This window comes from Lactobacillus sp. WILCCON 0059 (assembly GCF_057197985.1).
Genome location: NZ_JBUBHN010000001.1, coordinates 1206736 through 1229927 on the forward strand (window position 1 = coordinate 1206736; position 23192 = coordinate 1229927).

The 23192-nt window shown below is 47.4% G+C and carries 22 protein-coding genes, 2 pseudogenes and 1 riboswitch; of the genes and pseudogenes, 8 read left to right on the top strand and 16 right to left on the bottom strand.

Annotation, left to right across the window (positions count from 1 at the left end):
• Positions 1–48: 48 nt before the first annotated feature.
• Positions 49–345: a YjcQ family protein gene (locus ACYVUT_RS05760; RefSeq protein ID WP_484500263.1), complete on the top strand. Its 297-nt coding sequence runs from the start codon at positions 49–51 to the stop codon at positions 343–345.
• A 352-nt stretch (positions 346–697) separates the two neighbouring features.
• Positions 698–2089, top strand: coding sequence for an IS4 family transposase (locus ACYVUT_RS05765; RefSeq protein ID WP_484499835.1), 1392 nt, complete (start codon positions 698–700; stop codon positions 2087–2089).
• Positions 2090–2177: 88 nt separating this feature from the next.
• On the opposite strand, the pseudogene ACYVUT_RS05770 reads toward ACYVUT_RS05765, so the two are convergent.
• Positions 2178–2639: pseudogene (locus ACYVUT_RS05770) on the bottom strand (transposase); the annotation flags it as partial.
• Between the two features lie 154 nt (positions 2640–2793).
• Here ACYVUT_RS05770 and ACYVUT_RS05775 point away from each other — a divergent pair.
• Together ACYVUT_RS05775 and ACYVUT_RS05780 are read left to right on the top strand one after the other, a co-directional pair.
• The gene (locus ACYVUT_RS05775) at positions 2794–4545 is read left to right on the top strand and encodes an IS1634 family transposase (protein WP_484501648.1); all 1752 of its coding nucleotides are present in this window, start codon (positions 2794–2796) and stop codon (positions 4543–4545) included.
• Entirely contained in the window at positions 4523–4741 is a 219-nt protein-coding gene (locus tag ACYVUT_RS05780; RefSeq protein ID WP_484499460.1) for a hypothetical protein, read from the top strand. The genes ACYVUT_RS05775 and ACYVUT_RS05780 overlap by 23 nt, the downstream gene beginning before the upstream one ends.
• 70 nt (positions 4742–4811) lie before the next feature.
• Here ACYVUT_RS05780 and ACYVUT_RS05785 read toward each other — a convergent pair.
• Positions 4812–5066, bottom strand: a pseudogene (locus ACYVUT_RS05785) (IS110 family transposase); the annotation flags it as partial.
• A gap of 102 nt (positions 5067–5168) precedes the next feature.
• Here ACYVUT_RS05785 and ACYVUT_RS05790 point away from each other — a divergent pair.
• A complete protein-coding gene (locus tag ACYVUT_RS05790) occupies positions 5169–5441 on the top strand; it encodes a hypothetical protein (RefSeq protein WP_484500264.1) in 273 nt (90 codons plus the stop codon).
• Positions 5442–5490: 49 nt separating this feature from the next.
• Here ACYVUT_RS05790 and ACYVUT_RS05795 read toward each other — a convergent pair whose 3' ends face one another.
• Complete coding sequence (locus ACYVUT_RS05795) at positions 5491–6033, bottom strand: hypothetical protein (protein WP_484500265.1); 543 nt, start codon at positions 6031–6033, stop codon at positions 5491–5493.
• 214 nt (positions 6034–6247) lie between these two features.
• Here ACYVUT_RS05795 and ACYVUT_RS05800 point away from each other — a divergent pair, with 214 nt between their 5' ends.
• The gene (locus tag ACYVUT_RS05800; protein ID WP_484500266.1) at positions 6248–7099 is read left to right on the top strand and encodes a diacylglycerol/lipid kinase family protein; all 852 of its coding nucleotides are present in this window, start codon (positions 6248–6250) and stop codon (positions 7097–7099) included.
• Between the two features lie 244 nt (positions 7100–7343).
• Here the strand turns inward: ACYVUT_RS05800 and ACYVUT_RS05805 are convergent, their stop codons facing one another.
• The 8 genes from ACYVUT_RS05805 to dapD all read right to left on the bottom strand — a co-directional run bounded on the left by ACYVUT_RS05805 (position 7344) and on the right by dapD (position 14260).
• Complete coding sequence (locus tag ACYVUT_RS05805) at positions 7344–7901, bottom strand: GNAT family N-acetyltransferase (protein ID WP_439775080.1); 558 nt, start codon at positions 7899–7901, stop codon at positions 7344–7346.
• Positions 7902–8125: 224 nt separating this feature from the next.
• Positions 8126–8662, bottom strand: a complete 537-nt coding sequence (locus ACYVUT_RS05810; RefSeq protein ID WP_439775079.1) for an SLAP domain-containing protein — start codon at positions 8660–8662, stop codon at positions 8126–8128.
• 31 nt (positions 8663–8693) lie between these two features.
• Positions 8694–9281 carry a peptidylprolyl isomerase gene (locus tag ACYVUT_RS05815; protein ID WP_439775078.1) on the bottom strand — a complete coding sequence of 196 codons (588 nt, stop codon included), beginning with the start codon at positions 9279–9281 and terminating at the stop codon, positions 8694–8696.
• Positions 9282–9379: 98 nt separating this feature from the next.
• Positions 9380–10561, bottom strand: coding sequence for an aminotransferase class I/II-fold pyridoxal phosphate-dependent enzyme (locus ACYVUT_RS05820; protein WP_484500268.1), 1182 nt, complete (start codon positions 10559–10561; stop codon positions 9380–9382).
• A gap of 37 nt (positions 10562–10598) precedes the next feature.
• Positions 10599–11378, bottom strand: a complete 780-nt coding sequence (gene dapB / locus ACYVUT_RS05825) for a 4-hydroxy-tetrahydrodipicolinate reductase (RefSeq protein WP_484501649.1) — start codon at positions 11376–11378, stop codon at positions 10599–10601.
• A gap of 1 nt (position 11379) precedes the next feature.
• Positions 11380–12309 carry a 4-hydroxy-tetrahydrodipicolinate synthase gene (gene dapA / locus ACYVUT_RS05830; protein ID WP_484500270.1) on the bottom strand — a complete coding sequence of 310 codons (930 nt, stop codon included), beginning with the start codon at positions 12307–12309 and terminating at the stop codon, positions 11380–11382.
• A gap of 22 nt (positions 12310–12331) precedes the next feature.
• Positions 12332–13486 (bottom strand): N-acetyldiaminopimelate deacetylase, encoded by a 1155-nt coding sequence (locus ACYVUT_RS05835; RefSeq protein WP_484501650.1) that lies wholly within the window; start codon positions 13484–13486, stop codon positions 12332–12334.
• A 60-nt stretch (positions 13487–13546) separates the two neighbouring features.
• Positions 13547–14260: a 2,3,4,5-tetrahydropyridine-2,6-dicarboxylate N-acetyltransferase gene (dapD, locus tag ACYVUT_RS05840; RefSeq protein WP_439775001.1), complete on the bottom strand. Its 714-nt coding sequence runs from the start codon at positions 14258–14260 to the stop codon at positions 13547–13549.
• A gap of 120 nt (positions 14261–14380) precedes the next feature.
• Positions 14381–14557: riboswitch (Lysine riboswitch) on the bottom strand.
• A gap of 225 nt (positions 14558–14782) precedes the next feature.
• Between dapD and ACYVUT_RS05845 the strand changes: the two genes are divergently transcribed.
• Positions 14783–16156 (top strand): aspartate kinase, encoded by a 1374-nt coding sequence (locus ACYVUT_RS05845; protein WP_484501651.1) that lies wholly within the window; start codon positions 14783–14785, stop codon positions 16154–16156.
• A 1-nt stretch (position 16157) separates the two neighbouring features.
• Complete coding sequence (gene dapF, locus ACYVUT_RS05850; RefSeq protein ID WP_484499136.1) at positions 16158–17144, top strand: diaminopimelate epimerase; 987 nt, start codon at positions 16158–16160, stop codon at positions 17142–17144.
• Positions 17145–17208: 64 nt separating this feature from the next.
• Here the strand turns inward: dapF and ACYVUT_RS05855 are convergent, their stop codons facing one another.
• The 5 genes from ACYVUT_RS05855 to ACYVUT_RS05875 all read right to left on the bottom strand — a co-directional run bounded on the left by ACYVUT_RS05855 (position 17209) and on the right by ACYVUT_RS05875 (position 23191).
• Positions 17209–18477 (bottom strand): hypothetical protein, encoded by a 1269-nt coding sequence (locus ACYVUT_RS05855; protein ID WP_484501652.1) that lies wholly within the window; start codon positions 18475–18477, stop codon positions 17209–17211.
• Between the two features lie 8 nt (positions 18478–18485).
• Complete coding sequence (locus tag ACYVUT_RS05860; RefSeq protein ID WP_484501653.1) at positions 18486–20123, bottom strand: VWA domain-containing protein; 1638 nt, start codon at positions 20121–20123, stop codon at positions 18486–18488.
• Positions 20086–21024 (bottom strand): AAA family ATPase, encoded by a 939-nt coding sequence (locus ACYVUT_RS05865; protein ID WP_484501654.1) that lies wholly within the window; start codon positions 21022–21024, stop codon positions 20086–20088. Before ACYVUT_RS05865 ends, ACYVUT_RS05860 begins: the two co-directional genes overlap by 38 nt.
• A 271-nt stretch (positions 21025–21295) precedes the next feature.
• Entirely contained in the window at positions 21296–22627 is a 1332-nt protein-coding gene (locus tag ACYVUT_RS05870) for a dihydrolipoyl dehydrogenase family protein (protein ID WP_484501655.1), read from the bottom strand.
• A 129-nt stretch (positions 22628–22756) separates the two neighbouring features.
• Positions 22757–23191 (bottom strand): DUF3021 domain-containing protein, encoded by a 435-nt coding sequence (locus tag ACYVUT_RS05875; protein ID WP_484501656.1) that lies wholly within the window; start codon positions 23189–23191, stop codon positions 22757–22759.
• Position 23192 lies beyond the last annotated feature (1 nt).

Genomic DNA, 23192 nt, shown 5'->3' on the forward strand with positions numbered 1-23192 from the left:
AATTTTCAGCGATTAGTACAAGACAGTGATCTACTAGGAGTAAGAAACATGGCAAGTTGCGAGGAAGTTACAATCAAAATTCTAAAGTATCTCAATGATTGCTATGAAAATGACAAATGTCCAGACGCTGACGAGCTAAACGCTTCAAAGCTACGAATCAGCCCGCTTCAGTTTTATCATGCAATGCAAACAGCGGATTTTGATGGCTTTGTTAAGGGAGTAAGATTTCAAGAAACAATTCCTCTTGAACGAATCGTGATGAACACCCCTGGAACTTGGAGAATCACCCGCCTTGGTATTGAATATCTCAGAGCTTATCTGAAGCTAGAGACTGGCTCCAGATGATTCACTAATTCAAATTGACATCAAATTGGCACTCAATCGAGTGCTTTTTCTACTCTAAGTCAAGTGTTATCAACGATTTTAGGCAATTTTATTTTGAAATAAAGGCCTAATCGGGAAATGGCTCCTGGAGAATCAAGTCAAATATCTGATTTAGGGCATGGTAAATACAGCCACCTTCTGTAATTTCGAAAAAGAGGCTGTTATAATATCTACTTAAACTTCCCACTTGCAAAAGTGGGCTAGTACCTTGAAAATTCAATAGTTTTGCCAACAAAAAAGCACAAGGCCTTCGTTCGCTTGATATAATTAAGTCGACCAAAACATCATCAATATCAAACGAAAGGCTTGTGCTATGTCTAGTTTACCATCATTCGATACTGAAAACGAACCTAAAATTGCCCGCTCTGTTGAAAAGTTCTTTAAGGACTACAAAGTTATGGAGCTTCTCCGCAGATCTGGGCTCCGCAAGTCCAAAGGAGTCCCGCTTTGGTCGATCCTTTCATACATCTTCAGTAATGTGTTTCGAGACAGAAGCATGTACATGCAACAGAAGTCTGGCAAGTGTACTGCTGGCTTCTCCAAAAATACCTACTATCGATTCATGCAGAACCCACATATCAACTGGCTTCGCTTCACTATTCTGCTAGCTGAGAGGATCGTCAATGGGCATCTGAAAGATCTGACCTCTGACCAACGTGCGGATTGCTTCGTCTTTGACGATTCGCTCTACTCCAGAACTGGATACAAGAAGACTGAGCTGGCTGCCAAAGTATTCGACCACGTTTCGATGACCTACAAGAAGGGGTTTCGGATGATGACCATGGGTTGGACTGATGGATCCTCCTTCGTCCCAATCGCTTCATCTCTCCTGTCCTCAAAGAACGATCAGAATGTCATCGGGACAACCAAGAAGATCGACAAGCGCACAATTGCGGCCAAGAGGCGGATTATGGCCCAATCAAAGGGGACCGATGTAGTTATCCAGCTGCTCGATCAAGCCTTGAAAGCAGGGCTCACTGCCAAGTACGTCATGTTTGACACTTGGTTTTCCAATCCGCATCAGATTGTCCAAATCAGTCAACGTGGTTTGAACGTAATCGCCATGGTGAAGAAAAGCTCCAAGATCACATACGAGTTCGAAGGAAAGCGGATGAACGTCAAGCAGATCTTCAACGCATGCAAGAAGCGTAGAGGTCGCTCAAGATATCTCCTGTCCGTCCCTGTAAAGGTTGGAGATCCTGCCAAAGATGGTGCCCAGATTGATGCCAGAATAGTCTGTGTGAGAAATCGCTCCAACCGCAAAGACTGGATCGCTCTTATTTGTACGGACATGACGATCGATGAAAATGAGATCATCAGAATTTACGGCAAAAGATGGGACATCGAGGTCTTCTTCAAGACCTGCAAGAGCTTCTTGAAGCTTGGCACTGAATACCATGGACTCTCATATGATGCATTGACTGCCCATACGGCTTTCGTCTTTCTGCGCTACATGTTCATGTCAGTTGAGAAGCGAGACGATGAAGACGATAGGACAATAGGCGAGCTCTTTTATTGCATGGTAGACGAGCTTGCGGACATCACTTTCAATCACTCGCTTCAGATCCTGGTGGAAGCCATGTTCGAGAGTGTGAAAGAGATCTTCCAACCAACAGAAGAGCAGATGGAAAGGTTCACCAAAGCTTTCATTTCCCGCCTCCCGAAGTACATGCAAGAGGCATTATCGCCATCACTAGCAGCTTAATTGAATATTTACTGGCTAAACTATTGAGTTTTCAAGGCTTCATAGTTCTTTTTGGTGTGGGAAGTTTAAGTATCTATTGGATCAATTTTTATGACAAAAGTCTTTGGTTATGTTTGGCTACGTCATAGCTATACAATTGATCATTCTTAATTAAAGCGAAGATCGTCCGTAATAATTTATGGATCGATGCGATAGCGGCCTTCTTGTGACTTGCAGTCTCAGAAGACCGTTTTCGTTTCTCGTAATAATCCGCAATATGGCAAGGATTTCCTGCTTTCTTAGCCGACTGAATTTGGTTTATGGCCAAGTACAGTACCTTTCTGCCAATAGCTGTCCCACGCTTTGAAATTGACAGGTGGGCTGTGAGCTTGCCAGATTCATAAACTTGAGGATCAACACCAACGAAGGCATTTAATTGGCTAGGGTTGTTAAAACGTCTGATATCTCCAAGCTCACTTATGATTCTTAGAGCAGTGTTTTCGCCAATGCCTGGAATGCTTGTGAGGATCTCTAGATCCCGCTTAGGAGCCAGTTTAGCCATCTCCTGTAAATGCTAACTTCCCAGGCCAATCAAACTCAAGTCCTCTGAGAAAGTGCTCTAAAGCCGCAAAAATACTGTATTTTTAGCACATCTTTGCTTGCATTGATGTGCTTTTCTATGTTATAATTTGAGTATGATATCATACTCAATGAAGGAGAGCATCATGTACTACAACTGCCTAGTAAATATTCCTAAGAACACTGGTAAAATTTCCAGAAATAAACGAGGCAAGACTACCTACATCGAATACACTTATGCTAGAGAGTACCTTCCCGAGAAGAAATACAACGTCGCCAGAAGAACGACCATTGGGAAAGCTGACCCTGATCATCCGGGAATGATGTTCCCTAACCCCAACTTCGAAAAATTCTTCCCTGATGTTGAGATTCCCGCCGAAGGAACGGCGGCTGAACCAGTCAATGAATCCAGAAGCAGCTGTATTCGAATTGGTGCCTTCTCTGTAGTCAGACGAATTATTGAAGACTACAAGCTCGCTGAACACTTGAAGCGCTGGGATGATCGGGGAAAAGGACTGCTCCTTGACCTGGCCGCTTACTCTGTTATCGCAGAAAGCAACGTGGCTCAGCACTTCCCGGATTATGCCTACAACCATCCATTGATGACGCCACAGAACAAGATTTACAGCGACTCTACAATCTCGCGCTTCATTCGCGAGATCGATGACAATGACAGGGTCGACTTCTTGAACAGCTGGAACGCCACCCATGACAAGAATGAGAAAATCTACGTTTCCTATGACTCCACCAACAAGAACTGCAAGGCTGGAGATATTGAGATGGCTGAATACGGTCACCCTAAGAATGACGTTGGCGCACCAATCATCAACTACTCGATTGCTTACGATATGACCAATGAGAAGCCCCTGCTTTACGAGAGCTACCCGGGCAGTATCGTTGACGTCTCGCAGCTGAAATACATGCTGGAGAAGATTCGCGGCTACGGCTATAAGAAGATAGGCTTCATCCTTGATCGCGGGTACTTCAGTAAGGCTAATATTCAATTCATGGACTCGTGCGACTATGATTTCGTGATGATGGTTAAAGGCAGAGCCTCCTTTGTGCACGGCTTGATCATGGAGCACATGGGTGAATTCGAATCAAAGAGAGCCTGCTCAATCAAGGCATACCGGACTTACGGCATGACTGTTAAAGCCAAACTGTACGCGGATGACGACACTGACCGCTACTTCCACATCTACTACAAGGCCAAGAAGCAGGCCAGCGAGCGTGCCAGACTGGAAGCTGATCTGGACCGAATGGAAGCCGAGATGGACAAGATAAAAGGCAGAGAATACAAGCTTCCCAAACGATACGAGCACTACTTCAAGCTCACCTACCACAAAGACAAGTTCTATGGCTACGAGGAACGGGAAGATGTCATCGAACGAGAGCTGCAGCTGTGCGGCTATTTCGCGATCGTGACCTCCGAAAAGATGACGGCTTCAGAAGCTTTGAACCTTTACAAGAGCCGCGATATCTCAGAGAAGCTGTTTGGCAGTGATAAGACTTTCCTTGGCAACCGCTCATTTAGAGTCGCAAGCAGCCAGGCAGCTGAAGCTAAGATCTTCATTCAGTTCATCGCTTTGATAATCCGGGCAAGAATTTACACGCTTTTGAGAAAGCGTAAAGCCGAAATGCCGGGCAAGCCTAACTATCTGAGCGTGCCTTCAGCACTGAAAGAGCTCGAAAAGATTGAGCTGATACGCCAGCCGAACGGCAACTATAAGCTAGATCACGCAGTCACAGCCACCCAGAAAGTAATACTAGGCGCTTTTGGGCTAGACGAAGAATGGATCAAAGCACAGGCAAGACTGATTGGAAAAGACATTAAGAACGCCGCAATGCCGGAAGAACAGAAAGACGATGATGAAGATGCCGAGAACGAAGAGTATTAAAACAATTGAAGCCGAGATCTCCCAAACAGAAGAACAGCTCCGGCGCCTCAAAGAGCGCTGCGATAAAGCGTCAGAGAAGCTTGATGCCCTCTATGAGCTCAAGAAGCACCGAGAGCAGGAGGAATTACTAAAAGCTATTGATAAAAGTACCCGAACCAAAGCTGAGATCCTCGCGTTTCTAGAAAGTCATGCATAAAAAGAAATACGGTTGGCAGAAAATCTGCCAACCGTGTGGTTTGAGTTGTAAAATCCTGGGAAATTAGCAGTAAAGCAGTCTGGCACTCTTCTTCAGCGCTCAGAATGTTGTTAATAGCCATTTTGAGGCCACGAACATGGGCACTGTTCTTTTTGACCGCTGGACATGCGACTTTAGCCAACTGAATAAGACTTTGCTCTATGTCGTTAGCGCGCTTTTTACCAATACCAGATAAGCCTTTTAAGAAGTCGATGATATCGGCTTCTTTTGTTTCTAGTACGATATCTGGATGTGGGAATCTGAGAACAATACTCCAGTGCTTTTTTTATACCCAAAATCGACCAGGCATGGACGTCGATAAAAGCTATGGATTTGTTAGAGCGCAAGCATTTATCGCTTAAAAAGATATGGACAAGGAGAAACCACAATGGACAAGCAAGAACCAATGCCAACTGCTGAGCCTACTGAATCAGTCGACACTCAAGTAGACAAGCAAGCTGGCGAAAACTCACCAAAGAAAGAACTCAAGTACACCGGTGAAGATGTCAACCGGATCATCGATGAGAAGTTCAAGAAATGGTCAAGCAAGCAGGCCAAGAAAGAGCTGGAAGCACAACGCTTGGCTGGCCTTTCAGAGGCAGAGAAAGCCCAAGAATTGCAGAAGCAGGCTGACGAGCGTGCCAACAAGCTGCAAGCCTAACTTGACCAAGTGATGATGAAGCAAACGACAAATAATGATTAGAGCCGCCTTACCCTTCAATTTCAGCTCTTAGCAATTGGCAAGTCTCCGAATCCTGGGATACCAAATTGTAGTCATTAAACGCTTCCTCAGTTGGCTTCTCGGTATCTTGTTCATGACAAAAGTAGTTCTCTACTCGCAGCCAGTTTGCTAGTTGCCCCGCAGTGTACTTTGGAGATTTCTTTGATTCTTTCAAGGAATTTTGACTTGGCAATGTACCTGTAGAAAGCAAATCTTTTAGCATCTTATTGTCTTCCTCTGATGGAAAGGCACCAGCTTCATACAAAGCAACAGTTTTCACACTAAGTCCTGTCAATTCCGTCAGATCACGCTGAGAGAGGCCAAACTTATACCGGAATCTCTTTAAATCGACAGGTGACACAAGTCCCATGTCGTTGCGATAAGCTTGTCTAGCCATTTCAGTTGCACGTTCATCAAGTTCAGCATCGTAAATTGGCTGATCTGTTTCATCATCAAAGCGTGCTGGTGCAGTAATCTTGTATGTCTTGCCGTCAAATGAGTATTCCGTCGTAAAATTTTTGATGTAGGACATGTTCAAACCTCCTTGCCACTTTCATGTGCAATTATGTCACCAAGCTAGAAAAGATGCCACTAAATAGCATACAGATACTACCACCTCACCCCAACGAGCGGGGGAGGGAACAGGGGAGGCGGCAGTTTGCTGCCTCCTTTTTGCTGCGCCTTCTGTACAAATCAGCAAGATTGTGCTTACATTAAATTATTGTAAAAGGAAGTCGATATCATACATGAAGCATGTTTTTCTAATCAAGCCAAGTCCAGATCAGTCCAGAAGTGATTCCCTTGTCAAAAACATCAACAGGGTGATGGAGGGGAGAGACTATGAGATCTACATTAGTGAGTACAAGGACCACGTAAAAGAAATTGTCAAAAACTACCCGGAAAAGACCCGATTCTACTCAGTTGGTGGAGACGGCTTTTTCAACCAGGTCATCCAAAATCTCGTGCACACAGAGCATGAGGTCGTTTGCCTGCCATTTGGGACGGGCAATGACTTTTCCCGCGCGATTCACCGTCATATGAGTCCTGAAGCCATCCTCAAAGCGACTTTAGACCGGCCTGCGATTCCAATTGACACGATTTTGGTCAATGATGAACGTTACTGCGTGAACGTTGGCTGCTTTGGGCTTGATGCCTTGATTGCCAATACGGTACATGACGTTAAAACGCCTAAAAGCGCGGCATATGTGGCTTCAATCCTGCGCAATATCAGCCGCTATAAGTTTGCCAAAGTAAAGGTTATGGGCCAAAATGGCCTGCTTTTTAACGACCGCGTCACTCTTTGTGCCTTCTGCAATGGACGTTTTTACGGCGGGGGCTTCCAAATTTCACCAAAATCAAAGATCAATGACGGTCTGATTGACATGGTAATCTTCCCAAAAGTAAACCGCTTATTCGCGCCATATTATATCTATAAGATTCTGCGAAAGGACCTAACCAGCTGCAAGGATGTAGTAGTGAAGCAGGTGAAAGAATGCGTAATAACAACGCCTGCAGCAATGAATCTTGACGGCGAAAAGAAGGAGGCTGCCAAGTATCATCTGGTCGTTCAGCCCAAATCTTTAAACTTGGTCATCTAACAAGTCTTAGCTAGAGAATCTGCCGAAATCACGGCAGATATTTTTAGCTTGATCAAACAGAACGTAAAAACAGAAATCAAAAACGAAAAATAAAAGAAAAAATGCTCAAAAACTCAGTAAACTTGCTAAAAAGCAAATCCTTGAGCCAAAAGAGCATTTCAAACTTCTGTCATTAAAATTATAGTTTTAAACTAACACACACGTAAAATCAGCACTAAAACTTGGAACTCTAAGCAAGGGCAGATCAGAACTTTTCCTGCAAATCAGGCCATTCTTCAGCAAGCACCGCGTACTCATTGCTGTCATGGTAGCCGTCTCTGAGGATCAGCCGGCCCTTATGGCAGCCTTCAAACCGCATCCCCAGTCGTTTAGCCACATTATTGCTTGGCAGATTGTCTACAGCGCACTGCAGCTGAATTCTGTGCAGGCCATATTCCTCAAAGGCGATATCAATAATTGCCCGGGTAGCCAGCGTCATGATCCCGCGTCCTCTAAATTCTTTGCCCAAAAAGTAGCCGATATCTGCCTCTGAATACATCGCATCAATTGAATTTAAGCTGACTTTACCAGCTAAACGGCCATGGTACCAAATGTGCAGGTCCAAGGCTTTGCCTTCAGCAAACCTGACTAAACCACGCTTTATAGCGTCAGTCTCAGCTTGCACGTCATGAACGTGATCAACCCAAGGCAAGTAGTAGGACAAATTGTCCCGGTTTCTGTCAATCAAGTCATACAAGGCTTCGCCATCAGTCAGTCTTGGCACGGCTAACTCTAATTCATCGTTGATCTTGTAGCTAAACATAAACTCATCTCCAATCTAAAAGCAATTGTCAAAAAGATTATCTGAATTATATCAGAGCTCAGTATCAAATACTACCGTGCAAAATGACCATCTGCGGTAATCAGCGTCCTCTCGCGCAGATTCTTCTACACAACTTTACATAATATGTATTATTCGAACTATTAGATTAAAACGAAATCGTATCCCCTCCAAACAAAAAAGCACTGCATTTGCAGTGCTCAAGTTTAAGATGTTTGCGGTTCAGTTGTTTGGTTCTGCGTAGTTGGATCGCTAGTCACTTCGCCTTTAGGCGTTTCGATATTGCTTGCCTTGACATACAAGCCAACACCAATTGCCCAGTACTTGCTGCCATTGATCTTTTTCTTGCCGCCGTAGACAGTTACCGAGCCATTCTTCAGCAAAACTCCGGAATTTTTCATCCGTTTGCCGCTGCTGGAATAAATGTAGCTGTTGTGGTTCAGCTGGCAATCCAAGCCAATCACGTTCATATATGCCACATACTTGTTCTGGCCGATCATGATATACGGCTTGTCATCGACATAATTGATCAAGCTGTAGCAACCAACGGCCTTGCCGGCCGTGATCTTCTTGTCCTTGGTCCGTTTGCCTTTTTCGTCGTAGACATAAGTGTTGACCATGGCATTCTTGTAAAACGGTTTGTCAGCATCTGAAGCTGCCGTAGTCTTTGCCTTTGGCGCCAAAATAATGGCAAAAGCCAGTACAAATAATAACTTAACGAGCCAAAGCCGTTTTAACTTCACTCTTGTTCACGCAAACCTTTCTTACTTACTCTTAGTCAGCAATCTCAACAGTCGTGATTACCACGTCTTCAAGTGGCTTGTCGTTGCCATCCTTGGCAACCTTGGCAATTTCGTCAACAACATCCATGCCGTCAGTTACATGGCCAAAAACAGTGTGTCTGTGGTCAAGCCATGGCGTGCCACCTTGCTTGTAAGCCTTGACAACTTCTTCTGGGTATTGAGCATCGCGCAATTGTTGAATGAAGCGCTTCGGCATGTTTTTGTTTTGCACGATAAAGAATTGTGAGCCGTTGGTGTTTGGACCAGCGTTGGCCATTGATAAAGCCCCGCGCAGGTTGAAGAGTTCGTTAGAGAATTCGTCTTCAAAGTTGTGGCCCCAGATGCTTTGACCGCCGGCACCAGTACCTTCCGGGTCCCCGCCTTGGATCATGAAGTCGCTGATCACCCGGTGGAAGGTTACGCCGTCGTAGTAGCCCTTTTGTGCCAAGCGGACGAAGTTTTCAACGGTCATTGGTGCTTCTTCTGGGAAAAGCTGGATGACGATGTCGCCGTGGTTGGTCTTGATAGTCGCCTTTGGGCCCTTGACTTGGTCAAGGTTAAGTTGTGGGTATTCAGACATTATTTAAATGCTCCTTGTCATATTGATTCTTTAGATTCTTTCTAAATTATATCATTCGGCACCAAAAAAGACAGCGAAGAGCTGTCTTAGGAAAAATATTAGAGCTGAGTCACATATTCGCCAAGCCGCTTAACTACTTCTGCCAGCTTGTCGTCAGCTGCCGCATAAGAGAAGCGGACATAGCCAGCTGATCCTTCGCCAAATACGCTGCCTGGAATCAGACCCACTCGAGCCTTCCTGGCCACATCTTTGGCAAAGGCAAAGTCATCACTGCCGAATTTCTCCGGAATCTTGGCAAAAATATAAAATGCCCCTTGCGGAACGGCCATTTCAAAACCGAGCTTGGTCAAATTTTCAACCATGAAATCCCGCCGGCGTTGGTAGGCAGCCTTAAATTCCTTTGGATCCGCAAGACCATTTGTCAAAGCTTCAATCGCCGCATCTTGGGCAATGTTGTCCACGCAGGTCACCATGAAGCTGTGTGCCTTTGCGACATTTGGCAATAAACTTGCCGGAGCCGCGATATAGCCAAGCCGGTAGCCAGTCATGGCGTGTGACTTAGACAAGCCGCTGATCAAGATTACCTGCCCAGGCAACAAGCTTGCCAAGGAGAAGTGTTCTTGGTCGTAAGTCAGTTCACTGTAGATTTCATCACAGATTGCCAACAAGTGGTGCTTCTTAATCACTTCCGCCAAAGCAGTTAATTCATCTTTTGAATAAGTCCGCCCTGTTGGGTTGCATGGGTAGTTGAGCATGATTGCCTTAACCCGGTCACCGGCCGCCTTAATTTCTGCTTCCAGCCGTTCTGGCGTTAAATTGAAGCCAGTATCTGAAGTGTCGATCATCACCACTTCCCCGCCTGCCATTTCAATGTTGGTGAAGTAAAGGGAAAAGACTGGTGTTGGCACTAAAACCTTGTCACCGGGATTTAAAAGTCCCAGCAGAGTAGCCGTAATTGCTTCAGTAGCCCCGTCAGTTACGATGATTTCAGTCTCCGGGTCGTAGTCAACCTGTCTGGTTGACAAGAGGTACTTGCTGATGGCTTGGCGCAGGGCCAGCTTCCCCTTTGATGGCCCATAGTGGGAGTCATCTGCTTCAATTCCTCTGATAGCGGCTCTTTTAACATGGTCTGGCACTGCGAAGTCTGGTTCGCCCAAGGTGAGCTTGATGATTCCCGGGATTTGGGAAATTTCTTCGTCAAAAGCCCGGATGGCTGAAGGCGCGATTTTAGCAAGATTTTTGTTGCCTAAATCCCGCAAGTTAGGATCTGTTTCTGGCATGATGATCGTCTTTCTATCTAAAAACAAAAGATACTTTCTACAAAATGTTTTCCAGGCCGACATAAAGCTGGTCTAAGTCAGCTGCCTTTTCCAAGGCAACCTTGACCCCGCTCATGAAGGATGACCGGTCAAAGGAGTCCTGCCGGATGGTCAAGGCTTCCCCCTTGCCGCCAAAAAGAACCTGTTCATGGGCAACGTAGCCGGGCAAACGAACCGCGTGCAGCTTGATGCCTTGGTAATCACCGCCCCTTGCGCCTGGCAGGCTCTCTGTCGTGTCTGGAGCAGTTTGGTGGGGCTCGCGGACTTCAGCGATCAGCCTGGCTGTGGCCAAAGCCGTGCCTGATGGAGCATCTTTCTTATCTTCGTGGTGCATTTCAATAATTTCAACGTCTGGGAAGTACTTGGCTGCTTCCTGGGCAAACTTCATCAATAAAACAGCTGACATGCCGAAGTTTGGCGCGATCAAACCGCCTGTCCCCTTTTCCTTGGCTAATTGCTTCAGCTCTGCTTCTTGCTGGTCAGTCAAGCCAGTCGTCCCCACGATTGGCCGGTAGCCATTTTCCAAGGCATAACGTACGTTTTGATAGACAGAGGCTGGAACAGTAAAGTCAACCCAAATGTCGGCGGCAGCTGCCGGAATGTCGTCCAGACTGCTGTAGAGCTTAGCATCCGCTGGCAGGCCATAGTCTGCTGGATCGCTGCTCTTTAAATGGTGGGCCAGGCCAGCCGTAATTTCAAAGTCTGGCAGGCTTTCTACTAATTTAACGACTTGCTGCCCCATTGAGCCGGCAAAACCGGCCAATAAAATTCTTTGCATCTTACTCTCCTTCTAACATTTCACGCGTCAGCTGGCCAGCTAATGCATCCTTTGGCAGCTTCAAAGCTGTTGCCAATTCTTCCTTTTCTTCATTATTCAAGGCTACAAGTGGCAACCGTAAGCCCCCTACCTGGTAGCCTAAGGCTGATAAAGCTGCCTTAACTGGGGACGGGGACGGGAACATGAACAAAGCGTTCATCCGCGGGGTCAGCCAGCGCTGCAGGCTGCCGGCCAAGGCAAAATTGCCCGCGTAAAGTTCATCGTACATCTCCCGCATTCTTGGCGTATACAGGTGGCTGGCAACTGAAATGACCCCGTCAGCGCCCAAAACTCTGGCAGTAAGTGCCTGGGCATCTTCACCAGTAAAGACGGCGAAGTCTACTGGCCGGCCGGACACGATCTCTTCGATTTCTTCCAGACTGGCACACTGCTTGATACCGGCAATATTGGGATGCTGGGCCAGCTGTAAAATAGTTGACACTTCCATTTTAACCCCAGTCCGGCCAGGGATGTTATAGATGACTACTGGAATGTGAACCTGGTCAGCTACTGCTGTAAAGTGGGCAATCATTGACCGCTGGTTTGGCTTGTTGTATGGCGGAACTACGACCAAAGCATAGTCGATGCCTGGAATTTGGGCGACTTCTTCAGTAAAAGCAATGGTTTCAGCCGTATTATTGCTGCCAGTGCCGGCAATAACCGGCACCCGGCCGTTTACAATCTGGCCAAAGCGGGTGTACAGGGCGATCTTTTCGTCATGGGTCAAAGTAGGCGTCTCCCCGGTTGTCCCCCCGATCACAAAGCCGTTAGAGCCTTGGTTAATCAAATTATTGGTTAATTCAGTCAAGCTGGCAAAGTCGATCTCTCCGTCTTCCGTAAAAGGCGTAATGATTGCTGTCAGTAAGTCCGCGTTTTGTAAGTTTTGGTTCATTGTCTTTGCCTCTATTGTATATTTAGTCTTCCGTCATCCGGTATTCCAAAAAGCCGGTAATTGCCGCTATGCCGCGGCTGATTGAACTTTCCTGCGGTTTTAATGTTGCTGAGTGCAGGGGTGAATCGTCTTCAACGCCCAGCCAGAACATGGTTCCCGGGATCTGGGCCAGGAGGTAGCCGAAGTCTTCCCCGGTCATGGCTGGTGCTGTTTCGACATATTCAACTCCGTCAGCTTCCTTCATGTAGTTAATGAAGTTTCTCGTCAATTCCGGGTTGTTTTCAACCGGCCAGTAGCCGCCTTGGTTGAGTTCCAGCTTGACTTTGACGCCAAAGCTCAGCTCAATTCCCTGGCAGACTTCAGCCAGTCTTTTATCGATCAGTTCGATCATGCTCTGGGTTAGGCCCCGGATCGTGCCTTCAATTCTGGCTGAATCCGCGATTACGTTTCGGATCTTGCCGGCAGTAACCTTGCCCAAAGTAATAACTCCGCTTTGAATCGGGTCGATATTTCTGGAAATGATAGTCTGAACCTGCATGATCAAGGCAGCTGCCGCGACAACCGCGTCATTTGACAGCTGCGGGAAGGCAGCGTGCCCGCCTTTGCCTTGAATATCGATGTTGACTTCAGTCGTCCCGGCAAACAAGGTGCCATTCCGGCAGCCAATCGCTCCAGCTGGCAGGCTTGGATTGTCGTGCAGGCCGTAGAATTCATCAACATGCCACTTGCCAGTGAAAAGTCCCAGCTGGTAGGCCTTCATGCCGCCGCTCTCGCTCTCTTCAGCCGGCTGGAAGAAGAAAAGGAGGTTGTCAGTTGGCTGATGCTCACTAAAATAGCTAAGGATGCCCAAGGCCACAGTCATGTGGATGTCGTGTCCGCAGGCATGCATTACGCCCGGATGTTTGGAAGCAAATGGCAGGCCGGTTGCCTCAGTTACCGGCAGAGCGTCAATATCAGCCCGGTAACCAATGGTCCGTTTGGCCTTTGACCCCTTGACCAGAACCAGGAGAGCGGTTGGCAATTCAGCCGGCTCTTTGATTTCCAGGTAGTCTTGCTTCATCTGCTTGATCACATCCAAGAGATAAGCGTGGGTTTGATATTCTTCTAAGGCCAATTCCGGGATCTGGTGGAGCTGGCGCCGGATTTGAAGCAACTCGGCTTCGGTCAATACTGCCATATAAAAACTTCCTTAATGTGGACTAACTTCTGTTTGCTTGGACTAATCGATTCTTTTTCTTTACAGCTTGCGCAGGTCTTCTTCCAGACCAGTCTTGCTTTCAGTCTTGGCATCGACTTCCTTGATTACCTTGGCAGGAACACCGGCAACAACCGTGTGCGGAGCCACGTCCTTGGTTACGACCGCGCCGGCTGCGACAACAGCGCCTTCACCAACGTGAACGCCTTCCAAAACAACCGCGTTGGCACCGATCAAAACATCATCGTCAACGCGGACTGGCAAAGCTGAAGCTGGTTCAACTACCCCGGCTAAGACCGTACCGGCACCGATGTGGCAATTCTTGCCAACGATGGCCCGGCCGCCTAAAATTGCCCCCATGTCGATCATGGAGCCAGCACCGATTTCCGCGCCGATGTTGATCACGGCCCCCATCATGATAACCGCGTTGTCACCAATCAAGACTTGGTCACGGATGATAGCGCCCGGTTCAATTCGGGCATTGATTTCCTTGAGATCCAGCAAAGGAACAGCGGAATTGCGGGCAGTGTTTTCCACACGGACTGATTCAAAGTCAGCTTCATGTTCTGCCAAAAATGGCTTAAGAACTTGCCAGTCACCGAAAACTACCCCAGCTTGACCGCTGACAAAAGGATCCGTGCCTTCCGGGAAAGTGACCTGGTCCAGATTTGCTCCTCTCAAGTAAACCTTGACTGGGGTCTTCTTTGGTGCTGAACCAATGTAATTGATAATGCTTTGTGCGTCTAATTCTGCCATTGTATCTTTCTCTTTCTAAACTATTCTGTTTCTGTTGATGATTACTTTGAAGAGGCAAAGAAAAAGCTCCAGATCGCCTTAACAATCTGGAGCCCGAAAAATTCAAAATTAAATTTCACGTCAAATTGCAAGCGCAACGCAGGTACCTTCCCTGCGACAGTCCATGGCCTCTTAAGCCATAGCCCAGCCAATCCGCCTTGCCAATGCGGACGCTTCGGCAACCTCCCCTTTCTTGCAAGTTCTTCGCCTGGCGGGCTCTCTTGCTTTACTCTTGTCGGTTGCGCCTCTTCAATTTGTAATCAGTTTATAATACTAGCTTCATCTTGTCAACGGCTTTTTTATCTTTTATTTGCATATTTTTTATTCATAGTCCGCCCGATTCATTGGTATAGCAGTGAATAGGTGCGATTAGCCATGAATTATCGAAATCTTTTTTTGCATTTTCCGGAGAAAAATGGTAAAGTCCATTCTGATTAAACTTAAATTCTGATTAAAAGACTGAATATGAAAGAGAGTAGCAAAATGAAAGTAGTTAAGTTTGGTGGCAGTTCCCTGGCTAGCGGCCCTGCTGTAGAAAATGCTTTAAAGATCATTACCGCTGAAGCTGAAAGACAAGTTGTCGTTACGTCTGCCCCAGGCAAACGCTTTGACGAAGATATCAAGGTCACTGACCTCTTGATCAAGTATGCCCATGAAATCAATCATGGCAGAAACGGACTTGAAGTTGCTGACCGGATCTTCCAACGCTACGTTGAAATTGGCGAATACTTTAACTTGCCAACGGAAGAGCTCTTGCCCTTGAAAGAAATTCTGCTGGATTTGCCAAAGCAGCCATATCCAAACAAGAACTACCTGCAAGCGGCCTTTAAGGCGCACGGCGAACGGTTAAATGCCAAGTTGATCGCCAAGATTCTGCAAAGCCAGGGAGTAAAGGCCCGCTACGTCGACCCTAAAGAAGCAGGGATCATCGTCACCGGGAGTCCAAATAACGCCTCTGTCAACCCAGAAAGCTACCAGCTCTTGGACAACTTTGCCTATGATGCTGATGAAAAGCTGATTTTCCCAGGCTTTTACGGCTATACTCTGGCCGGTCACATCGCCACTTTTTCAAGAGGCGGTTCAGACATTACCGGTGCTATTTTGGCCAGAGGCTTCCATGCCGACCTATATGAAAACTTTACTGATGTCGACGCTATTTTCTCAGCTAACCCGAAGGTGGTTGACCAGCCTCAGCCGATTCACACGATGACCTACCGGGAAATGAGGGAACTATCCTATGCTGGTTTCTCTGTCTTTCACGATGAAGCCTTGATCCCGGCAATTCAAGGGCAGATTCCAATCAACGTCAAGAATACCCAGCACCCGGAAAAGCGCGGGACCATGATCGTGCCGGAAAAAGGCTTCAAGCCTGAAACCATCATTACCGGGATCGCCAGTGGCAAGCACTTTGGAGCACTTTACCTGCACAAATACCTGCTCAACAAGGAAGTTGGCTTTACCCTCCGTATTCTGCAGATCTTAAGCAAGCACAAGCTTTCCTACGAACATATGCCAACCGGGATCGACGACCTGACGATCATCTTTGACAGAGATGCTCTGAACGACGAATTGATCGACCAAGTCTGCAACGAAATTCAAAATGAAGTCAACCCAGACCACCTAGAATGGATCAGTGATTACGCGATCATCATGCTGGTCGGTGAAGGCATGCGGGACCGGATCGGGGTCATGCGGGACATCGCCACTCCAGTATCTAGAGAAGGCATTTCTCTCCGGATGGTCAACCAAGGGGCTTCCGAAATTTCCATCATGCTGGGTACGGCAGCTAAAGATGCCGACCAGGCAGTAGCTGCGATTTACGACTACTTTTTCAAGCAAGAAGCACAAGGAGAATAAAATGACTAAATTATTGAAAGTCCACGGGTCACAGAATTCCTTCTTCATTCTGGACCAGACTGAACTGGAAAATCCGCTGACTGACAGTGAACTGCGGCAATTGACCAAGACCCTTACTAGCCATAAGAGCGGCCTGCTTGGCGGAGCCGATGGCATCCTGTCAGTTGAAGAATCAAGTCACTCTGGCGTTTTAGGCAAAATGCGGGTAATCAATGCTGACGGCAGTGAAGCTTCAATGTGCGGCAACGGCCTTAGAACTGTTGCCCGCTACCTGCACGAAAAGACCGGGGAAAGCCAGTTTAAGGTGGAAACCATGTACGCAGACCTGGCCGTCCGGCAAGCCGAAGACTTTGCGGCAGGCGTGCCGGCTTTCGGGGTAGAAATCTCCCCTGTCCGCTTTAACAAAGAGGCTTTGCCTTTTGACAATCTGGGCCACGATCGCCTTTTGGACACACTGGTTCCAGAATTGGTTCCAGGCTGGCGTTTTAGCGCTCTGGCCGTGCCTAATCCCCATTTGATTGCTTTTATCAAAGAAGAAGACCTGGAAAGCCCGGTCTTAGGAGAGCTTGGTGCCTACTTGAACGGCGATAATCCTTACTTCTCAGACGGGGTCAACATCAACTACACCGTTATCCGCGGCGACAGCCAGCTTTTTGTCAGAACCTATGAACGGGGCGTTGGCTTTACCAATGCCTGCGGGACTGGGATGTCGGCCAGTTCTTTGGCCTTTGCCTTGACGCACCCGGACCTGGGCCATTTTGAAAAAGAGATCTCTGTCTACAATCCTGGCGGCATGGTCAAGACCGTCTTGCACCAAAAGGACCACAGCTACTGGATCGAACTGATCGGCAACGCGACTGAAACCCATACCGTTGAAATCCCAGAAGATCAGCTGCATAGCGGGCAGGTTAAACTGGGTGAGGTAAAGGCCGTTGAAACTGGTGAGCAAGCAGCATACCTGACTTTCGTTGACCAGCTGGCCAAGTAGCATCCCTCAGCGAATTAAATACTAATTACTAAATACTAACTACAAATTTCTCAAGCATCCCCAATCAAGCATTCACTGTTTGACTAGGGATGCTTTTTTCTGCATCCCCCTCTAAAAGCAGGCGGAGATACTTCTTGGTAAACTTGTTGGTCGTCAGCTGCAAGCGGGTTTTCAAGTATTCTCTGGCCAAGTCATGCTGGTCGATAAAGGCCTGGTAACTCTGATCAACGCAAACCAAAGCGGGATGCTGCAGAAGTTCCTGGCTTAATTTGACAACGTTAAAAGCAGAAAGATCACTCTTGTCCGCAGACTCATTGATCTCTTTCAGCAAAGCCAGATCTGATCCCTCAGCTGCTTCAGCATTCAGAAATTCCTCAGTCAGATCAGTCGGCACCAATTCATGGTAATAGACATGATAGTCAGAATAAAAGCGTTCCTCGGCCGCGATCAGTCCGTCTTTTTGCATGGCGTCAATTACCTGCAGAATCGCCTTGTTTGGCAGAAAGCGAAAACGTCTGTCATAGTCACTATGGTTGATGGCATCGTAATCCGGATATGACAGTCCCCGCAGAATCTTCAGACAGTTGTTAGGCGTAATCCGCGTCTCATTTCTCAAAGCAAGCTGGGCAATTGCCCGCGCTAACAGGTCCCCCCGCAGCTTAGAAGCAGCAACCTTTTCTTTGATCTTTTTCTTGTAATTTGCCTCTTTCTTCTTCGAATTGGCTAAAAACTTGTCATACTCCTCTTCCATCGCCTCTGGCTCTTTTAAGGCGAAAGCATGCTCGTGATCCTTTCTCCCTGTCAAAGTCACTTCCAGCTTGGACTGGTTCTTGAAATGCCAATTAAGCGACATGTCAGCATGATTTTCTTTGATATGGTCAAGCAGCTTTTGCCAGGACTGGCAATTAGCCAAGCTGGTCTTAAAGTGCTGAAGCTGCTGGCGCTTGTTGCTCGGTAAAAGGAGCTTTTCCCCGTTAGCGCTCAGTTCCAGGTAAGCCTGCTTGTCTCCTGGGAACAGGTAGTCACTAGCCAGATCCCAATCTTCTTTTGGCAAATAATTCTTCAGCTTACCAGGCTCCAGGTAAATGCGTTGCTTGTCTTTATTCTCATGGAAAGCCTGCTCAGTAAGCTCAGCTTTCAGCCACTCCTTAGTCAGTAATTGGTAAGCCAGGCAAACCTTCAAGCTGCTGGGCCGGAGATAATGCTTAGCCAGAGGCTGCGCCAGCACTTTCAAGTAAAAGGGACGGTCAAAGTAGCTTTTGTAATTCTCAAAGAAATCACTGACCAGCTGGTCAACTTCTTTTTCAGTTAAGACTTTGCTTTCTTCTTTCATTTTCATCCTCAATTCTGTAATTCACACAAAAATTTGATCAAAGAGGCCGGGTTGGTGACCTCAGCCAATTCATCGACATATGGAGCATAGCTGCCAATGACTGAATCCCCGGTATCCCATTTGCTTTTAGCTTCGGGATTAAGCCAGTAGCATCTCTTCACTCGCTGGCATAAGTCTTTAAAGATCTTTTCCTCACTAGGCAAATGGTTGTTTCTGGCATCCCCCATCCAGAGCATGATAGTCCGCTTGTTCAGCTGCCCCTGTTTATCTTTGTATTCTCCTAACGGCTTGCCATAGTCCGAGTAGACGCCAATGGTCGGCACCTTTCGCAATACTTCTGTAAGTTCGCCATAGGCCATCCCCGCCTTTAAGTCACTTGAGAGATCCACCAAGTGGTCAACAAAGGCATAAAGCTCACAGCCTGCCGGGAAAAGCTCTCTTAAGCAGCAGGCGAATAAGAAGAGCGGTTCAGCTGCTTTGACGCAGGAGCCCGACACGTCTAAAAAGATCACCAGCTTGCAAGGACGCTTCTTGGGGTGCTGGTATTGCAGCTTAAGAGGGACACCGCCGCTTTTGCAGGCCAGTTTGATGCTGGCCGCAAGATCAATTCTCCCTTTCCTAGGACTAATCAGTCTTTTAGCAACTTGAGCCTTGAATTTATAGGCGTACAAATTGACATAATCACTGATTTGCTCACGTTCAAGCTTGGACAAGCTGGCAAAGGGCTTGGCTAACAGGCCAGTATTGTCAACGAATTTCATCCCCTGGTTTGCTTCTTTGCTCCACTCCCGCTTTCCTGGGGATGCTAACCTGCTCTGCAATTCGTTAATCCTCATCTGCAGGCGGCCAGCTTCTTGCCCGGCATCTTGCCGGCTCTGCTCTAAATCGCCTTGCTTTTTCTCCTGCTTGATTCCTGCTCTTTTCAGCCGTTTGTCCTGGAGGTCGATTCTTTTCAAGATCTTGCCCAGCTCTTCTAAGAGCTGCATGCCGGCCATGGGGTCTGGCAGGTCAGTAAGTTTGCCAGCCGCCTTTTCTAACTCAGCCAGCAGATCTTTCCGCTGGTCAAAAATCTCTCTTTTGCCAGACTGGTCATTGTCTGCCAGAGTCTTAGCCATCTTTGCAAATATCTCCTGCTTAGGACTATCCGCAAACAAGGCTTTAAAGGCTGCAGTATTTTCGGCTTGCAGCTTATCTAAACGCTTAAGCCAGGTCTTTGGAATCTTAAAGCTGCCCGGCAAACCATTCTTCTCTTGAGCAAGCTGCCTGCCTTCTTCTTCCAGACTGGCCTCTTCCTGGTCAAACTTGCGCATGACGCCCTCAAGTTCCTCATGATTTCTGGCTAAGGCCTCTTCTTTATCCCGCAAGCTGTTTTTCAGCTGCAAATAATTCCTTAAATCTTCTTGAAAGTGCTGAGCTTCAGCCGGGCTTTTGACCATTAAGGGCTTCAGCAGCAATTGGTAATTCCACAGGCTGACATCGGGCTGGTCAAAGAAGCTGTCTGCCAGTAATGCCAAAATCTCTTCCGCATAATTCGGCATCAGCTGGTAGCCCAGCTTAAGCAGGTAGTCGCCAAAGGCTAGCAGGTCTGGCAAAAAGCTGCTTTTCAGCTCAATCGTTTCCGCTGTCGTCTTCATCGTCACTGCCACTGCTCCAGATCTCCCCGCCGTGCTTCAAGAGCAAGTTCCTGCCCTTGTCATAATCCCGATTATCCTTAAGCAAGATGCTCAAAGCCGAAAGGGCGGTTTCTTTGCTGATGTCTTCCTGCTGGCTGAGGAATCTCGCGTAGTCAATCGCTTCAGCAAGTGACGGCTGATAGTGCAGATTAGTCATCTTTGAAACTACCAGGGCAATGCCGAAAGCCAGGCTGCGGTCAACATTTGCCTTCAGAGCTAAAATTTTGGCCATCTCAGCCGCCTTCTTCCGCTTTAAGTAAAGATAGTTGCACCTCCGACGCAAGGGGCCAGAGAGCTCACGATAGCCGTTTGAAGTAATGATGACGATGGGCCGCTCATCTGGCTGGCAGGTAACTGTTCCGTATTGCGGGATGGATAAGGAGTAATTCTCTAAAAACTCATAGAGCATGTATTCAGTTGCTTCATCTGCCTTGTCAAGCTCATCGATGCAGAGGACAGTCTGCTTTTTCGACCTAATTGCCTTTAAGACTGGCCGCTCTAAGAGAAAGTCATCCCCGTAGAAATCAAGCTTATTAAGAGCGTACTGCTCAGCTTCCTTGAGATTCATCCATTTGCATTCCTCCATCAAGCGCGGCTTAAGCATCTCAATAACCAGCAGCTGCTTTTGGTAGTCATAATCATACAGAATCTTGTCATCGCTCAATCCTTCATACATTTGCAGCCGCTGGTAAGGCAGGCCTAAGCCATCTGCCAGTGCCTTAGCCAGACTGGTCTTGCCCGTCCCAGCAGCTCCTTCTAAAAGCAAGGGCCGGCCCCGGCTCACGCTGGCCCACAGGGCGGTCGTGATTTCGTCATTAGCCACATAGCCGGCTTTCTCTAAGCCCTCCCGGATTTGCTGAATTGAATACGCCATCACTTTTATCCTTTCTGTTTTCACATTCATCACCTAACTGCTTTACTTTTAGCAATTCGACCAAATGTTCGAAGCTCAGTTTTGATTAAAGCAGATTTTTACCAAAGGAAAAAGTCGCATGTGACCAGCTAAAAATCCCGGTCTGACGGGCTTTTTACAGGCAGATCAATCTGTAAAAGCAGCCAAATTTCAATCCGCGGGCAAAGAAAAAAGCAAAGGATAAACCTTTGCTTAAATTCAAAATTTTTCAAATTTCAACCTGCTGTCACAGCTACCGGAAGAGAACGTCCAGTTTGTTGGCCAGAGTCGGGAAGGCGAAGCCCAGATTGTTCATGGCGAATTCTGCCGGATCCTTCTTGCCAATCAGCGGGGCGAAGAGATTGATGTCATCCCCGGCATTGATGCTGATTTCCGAAGCGCCAACCACTTCGCCAGCCTTGTTGAAGATGACTTTTAATTCTGCCTCTTCATCGCCTTCACCCATGGAGGCAAAAGTCGACCCAAGCTTCATTCTTTTGACCGTATCGCCAGCTGCCATTTCACTTTCCCGTTTGCCTACCTGGGCGACTTGCGGGTAGGTAAAGGTGCTGGTAGCTACGGCAGGATACTTAACTCCTTCAGTCAGACCATTTTCGACAAAATCATAAATGTGATAGGAATCAACCCAGGCAACCGGCGTCAGATTCATTTGCCCGTTGTCAGCGACATCCCCGGCGGCAAAAATACTCGAGACATTAGTCTGCAAGTGCTCGTTGACTGCCACGCCCTTGACCGGATCAAACTTGATCCCTAATTTTTCCAGACCCAAGCCGTCTACGTTAGCCCGCCGGCCAGAGGCGTCGATTACCAGGTCAGCTGCAAACTTTTGTCCATTTTCTGCCGTCACTTCATAACCAGCAGCATTTTTACCGATTGACTTAACTGGCGTGTTCAAATGAAGCGCAATGCCGCGCTCTTCCATCATTTGCGTCAATTTTTCAACATATTCCTGGTCAAAAGGCCGCAGCAACTTGTCAGAGTGCTGCAATACCGTGACTTCACTCCCAGCTGCCTGCAAGATCGTGGCCAGCTCTAAGGCAACATAGCCTCCCCCAATAACGACTGCCTTTTTCGGCAATTCATCCAAGTCAAAAAATTCATCGTTGGCAATGGCATACTCACTGCCCGGCACTTCCAAGTGGTGAGGAAGAAGCCCCGTCGCGATGACAATATTTTCGCCTTCATATTCCGCCCCAGCCGCCTCAACCGTATGCGGACCAGTGATCACCCCGCTGCCAAAGACAGTGTCCACCTGGTCATTTTCAATGCTGGCCCGCTCTTCTTGACGAAATTCTGCCCAGATCTCTTTTTTGCGCTTGATCAAAGTTTTCCAGTCCAGCTTGGCGGCTTCCTTTACTCCTTTGCCAGTCAGATAATAAGTGTTCAAAACCGGCCGGACGGCGCCTTCCAGAAAAATCTTCGGCTGGCAGCCGGTATTTGGGCAGGTTCCGCCCCACAAGTTGTTTTCAATGACCAGGGCGGTCCGATCAGTTCTTGCTAACTTGAAGAGCAGGTGGTTAGCCGCCGGGCCGCTGCCGATGATGATATAGTCGTATTTTTTCATTGCGCTAGCTCACATTTCTATAGATTGAATCTAAAAGATATACAAACGATACTCCTTATTTTTTACAAGTTCAACTTTCCTGTTTAGACAAAAAACAAGACTGGAATCACTTCCAACCTTGCTTAATAGCTACTTTTTCAGCTGCTTGATCCGGTCGTTCATCTTTTGGGCCAGCTTCTTTTCATGCTGGTAAAAAATTAGCCAGACGATAAAGGCCACGGCGATTTCACCGGCAATAGTCAGGAAAGCCGGCCAAAAGCCAGCTTTAGCCGGGATCCAGCCAGTCCAGAAGCTGACCAGGGTCATGACCAGGCAGCCGGTTCCCATGTGGATCAAGATTTGGTAGGCCGGTGCCAGCTTGTCATTTTGATAAACGATGCTGGGCAGGCCAAAACTGAGGCCGACTAAGACGATGCCGGCAAGCATCTTAGTGTATTCAGCGACCGTCATGGTCAAGCTGCCGGCTCCATTTGCTAAGAGGAGCAAGCTGACCAGGCAGGACGAGACGGCGGCGATGCCAATTCCGATCAAGGAACTAACCAGGATATTTTTCTTGGCAGACATT

What these genes read in the sequence shown, in the direction of transcription:
- ACYVUT_RS05760 (WP_484500263.1), top strand. Translation starts at nt 49, where the DNA reads ATGGCAAGTTGCGAGGAAGTTACAATCAAAATTCTAAAGTATCTCAAT.
- ACYVUT_RS05765 (WP_484499835.1), top strand. Translation starts at nt 698, where the DNA reads ATGTCTAGTTTACCATCATTCGATACTGAAAACGAACCTAAAATTGCC.
- ACYVUT_RS05775 (WP_484501648.1), top strand. Translation starts at nt 2,794, where the DNA reads ATGTACTACAACTGCCTAGTAAATATTCCTAAGAACACTGGTAAAATT.
- ACYVUT_RS05780 (WP_484499460.1), top strand. Translation starts at nt 4,523, where the DNA reads ATGCCGAGAACGAAGAGTATTAAAACAATTGAAGCCGAGATCTCCCAA.
- ACYVUT_RS05790 (WP_484500264.1), top strand. Translation starts at nt 5,169, where the DNA reads ATGGACAAGCAAGAACCAATGCCAACTGCTGAGCCTACTGAATCAGTC.
- ACYVUT_RS05795 (WP_484500265.1), bottom strand. Translation starts at nt 6,033, where the DNA reads ATGTCCTACATCAAAAATTTTACGACGGAATACTCATTTGACGGCAAG.
- ACYVUT_RS05800 (WP_484500266.1), top strand. Translation starts at nt 6,248, where the DNA reads ATGAAGCATGTTTTTCTAATCAAGCCAAGTCCAGATCAGTCCAGAAGT.
- ACYVUT_RS05805 (WP_439775080.1), bottom strand. Translation starts at nt 7,901, where the DNA reads ATGTTTAGCTACAAGATCAACGATGAATTAGAGTTAGCCGTGCCAAGA.
- ACYVUT_RS05815 (WP_439775078.1), bottom strand. Translation starts at nt 9,281, where the DNA reads ATGTCTGAATACCCACAACTTAACCTTGACCAAGTCAAGGGCCCAAAG.
- ACYVUT_RS05820 (WP_484500268.1), bottom strand. Translation starts at nt 10,561, where the DNA reads ATGCCAGAAACAGATCCTAACTTGCGGGATTTAGGCAACAAAAATCTT.
- dapB (WP_484501649.1), bottom strand. Translation starts at nt 11,378, where the DNA reads ATGCAAAGAATTTTATTGGCCGGTTTTGCCGGCTCAATGGGGCAGCAA.
- dapA (WP_484500270.1), bottom strand. Translation starts at nt 12,309, where the DNA reads ATGAACCAAAACTTACAAAACGCGGACTTACTGACAGCAATCATTACG.
- ACYVUT_RS05835 (WP_484501650.1), bottom strand. Translation starts at nt 13,486, where the DNA reads ATGGCAGTATTGACCGAAGCCGAGTTGCTTCAAATCCGGCGCCAGCTC.
- dapD (WP_439775001.1), bottom strand. Translation starts at nt 14,260, where the DNA reads ATGGCAGAATTAGACGCACAAAGCATTATCAATTACATTGGTTCAGCA.
- ACYVUT_RS05845 (WP_484501651.1), top strand. Translation starts at nt 14,783, where the DNA reads ATGAAAGTAGTTAAGTTTGGTGGCAGTTCCCTGGCTAGCGGCCCTGCT.
- dapF (WP_484499136.1), top strand. Translation starts at nt 16,158, where the DNA reads ATGACTAAATTATTGAAAGTCCACGGGTCACAGAATTCCTTCTTCATT.
- ACYVUT_RS05855 (WP_484501652.1), bottom strand. Translation starts at nt 18,477, where the DNA reads ATGAAAGAAGAAAGCAAAGTCTTAACTGAAAAAGAAGTTGACCAGCTG.
- ACYVUT_RS05865 (WP_484501654.1), bottom strand. Translation starts at nt 21,024, where the DNA reads ATGGCGTATTCAATTCAGCAAATCCGGGAGGGCTTAGAGAAAGCCGGC.
- ACYVUT_RS05870 (WP_484501655.1), bottom strand. Translation starts at nt 22,627, where the DNA reads ATGAAAAAATACGACTATATCATCATCGGCAGCGGCCCGGCGGCTAAC.
- ACYVUT_RS05875 (WP_484501656.1), bottom strand. Translation starts at nt 23,191, where the DNA reads ATGTCTGCCAAGAAAAATATCCTGGTTAGTTCCTTGATCGGAATTGGC.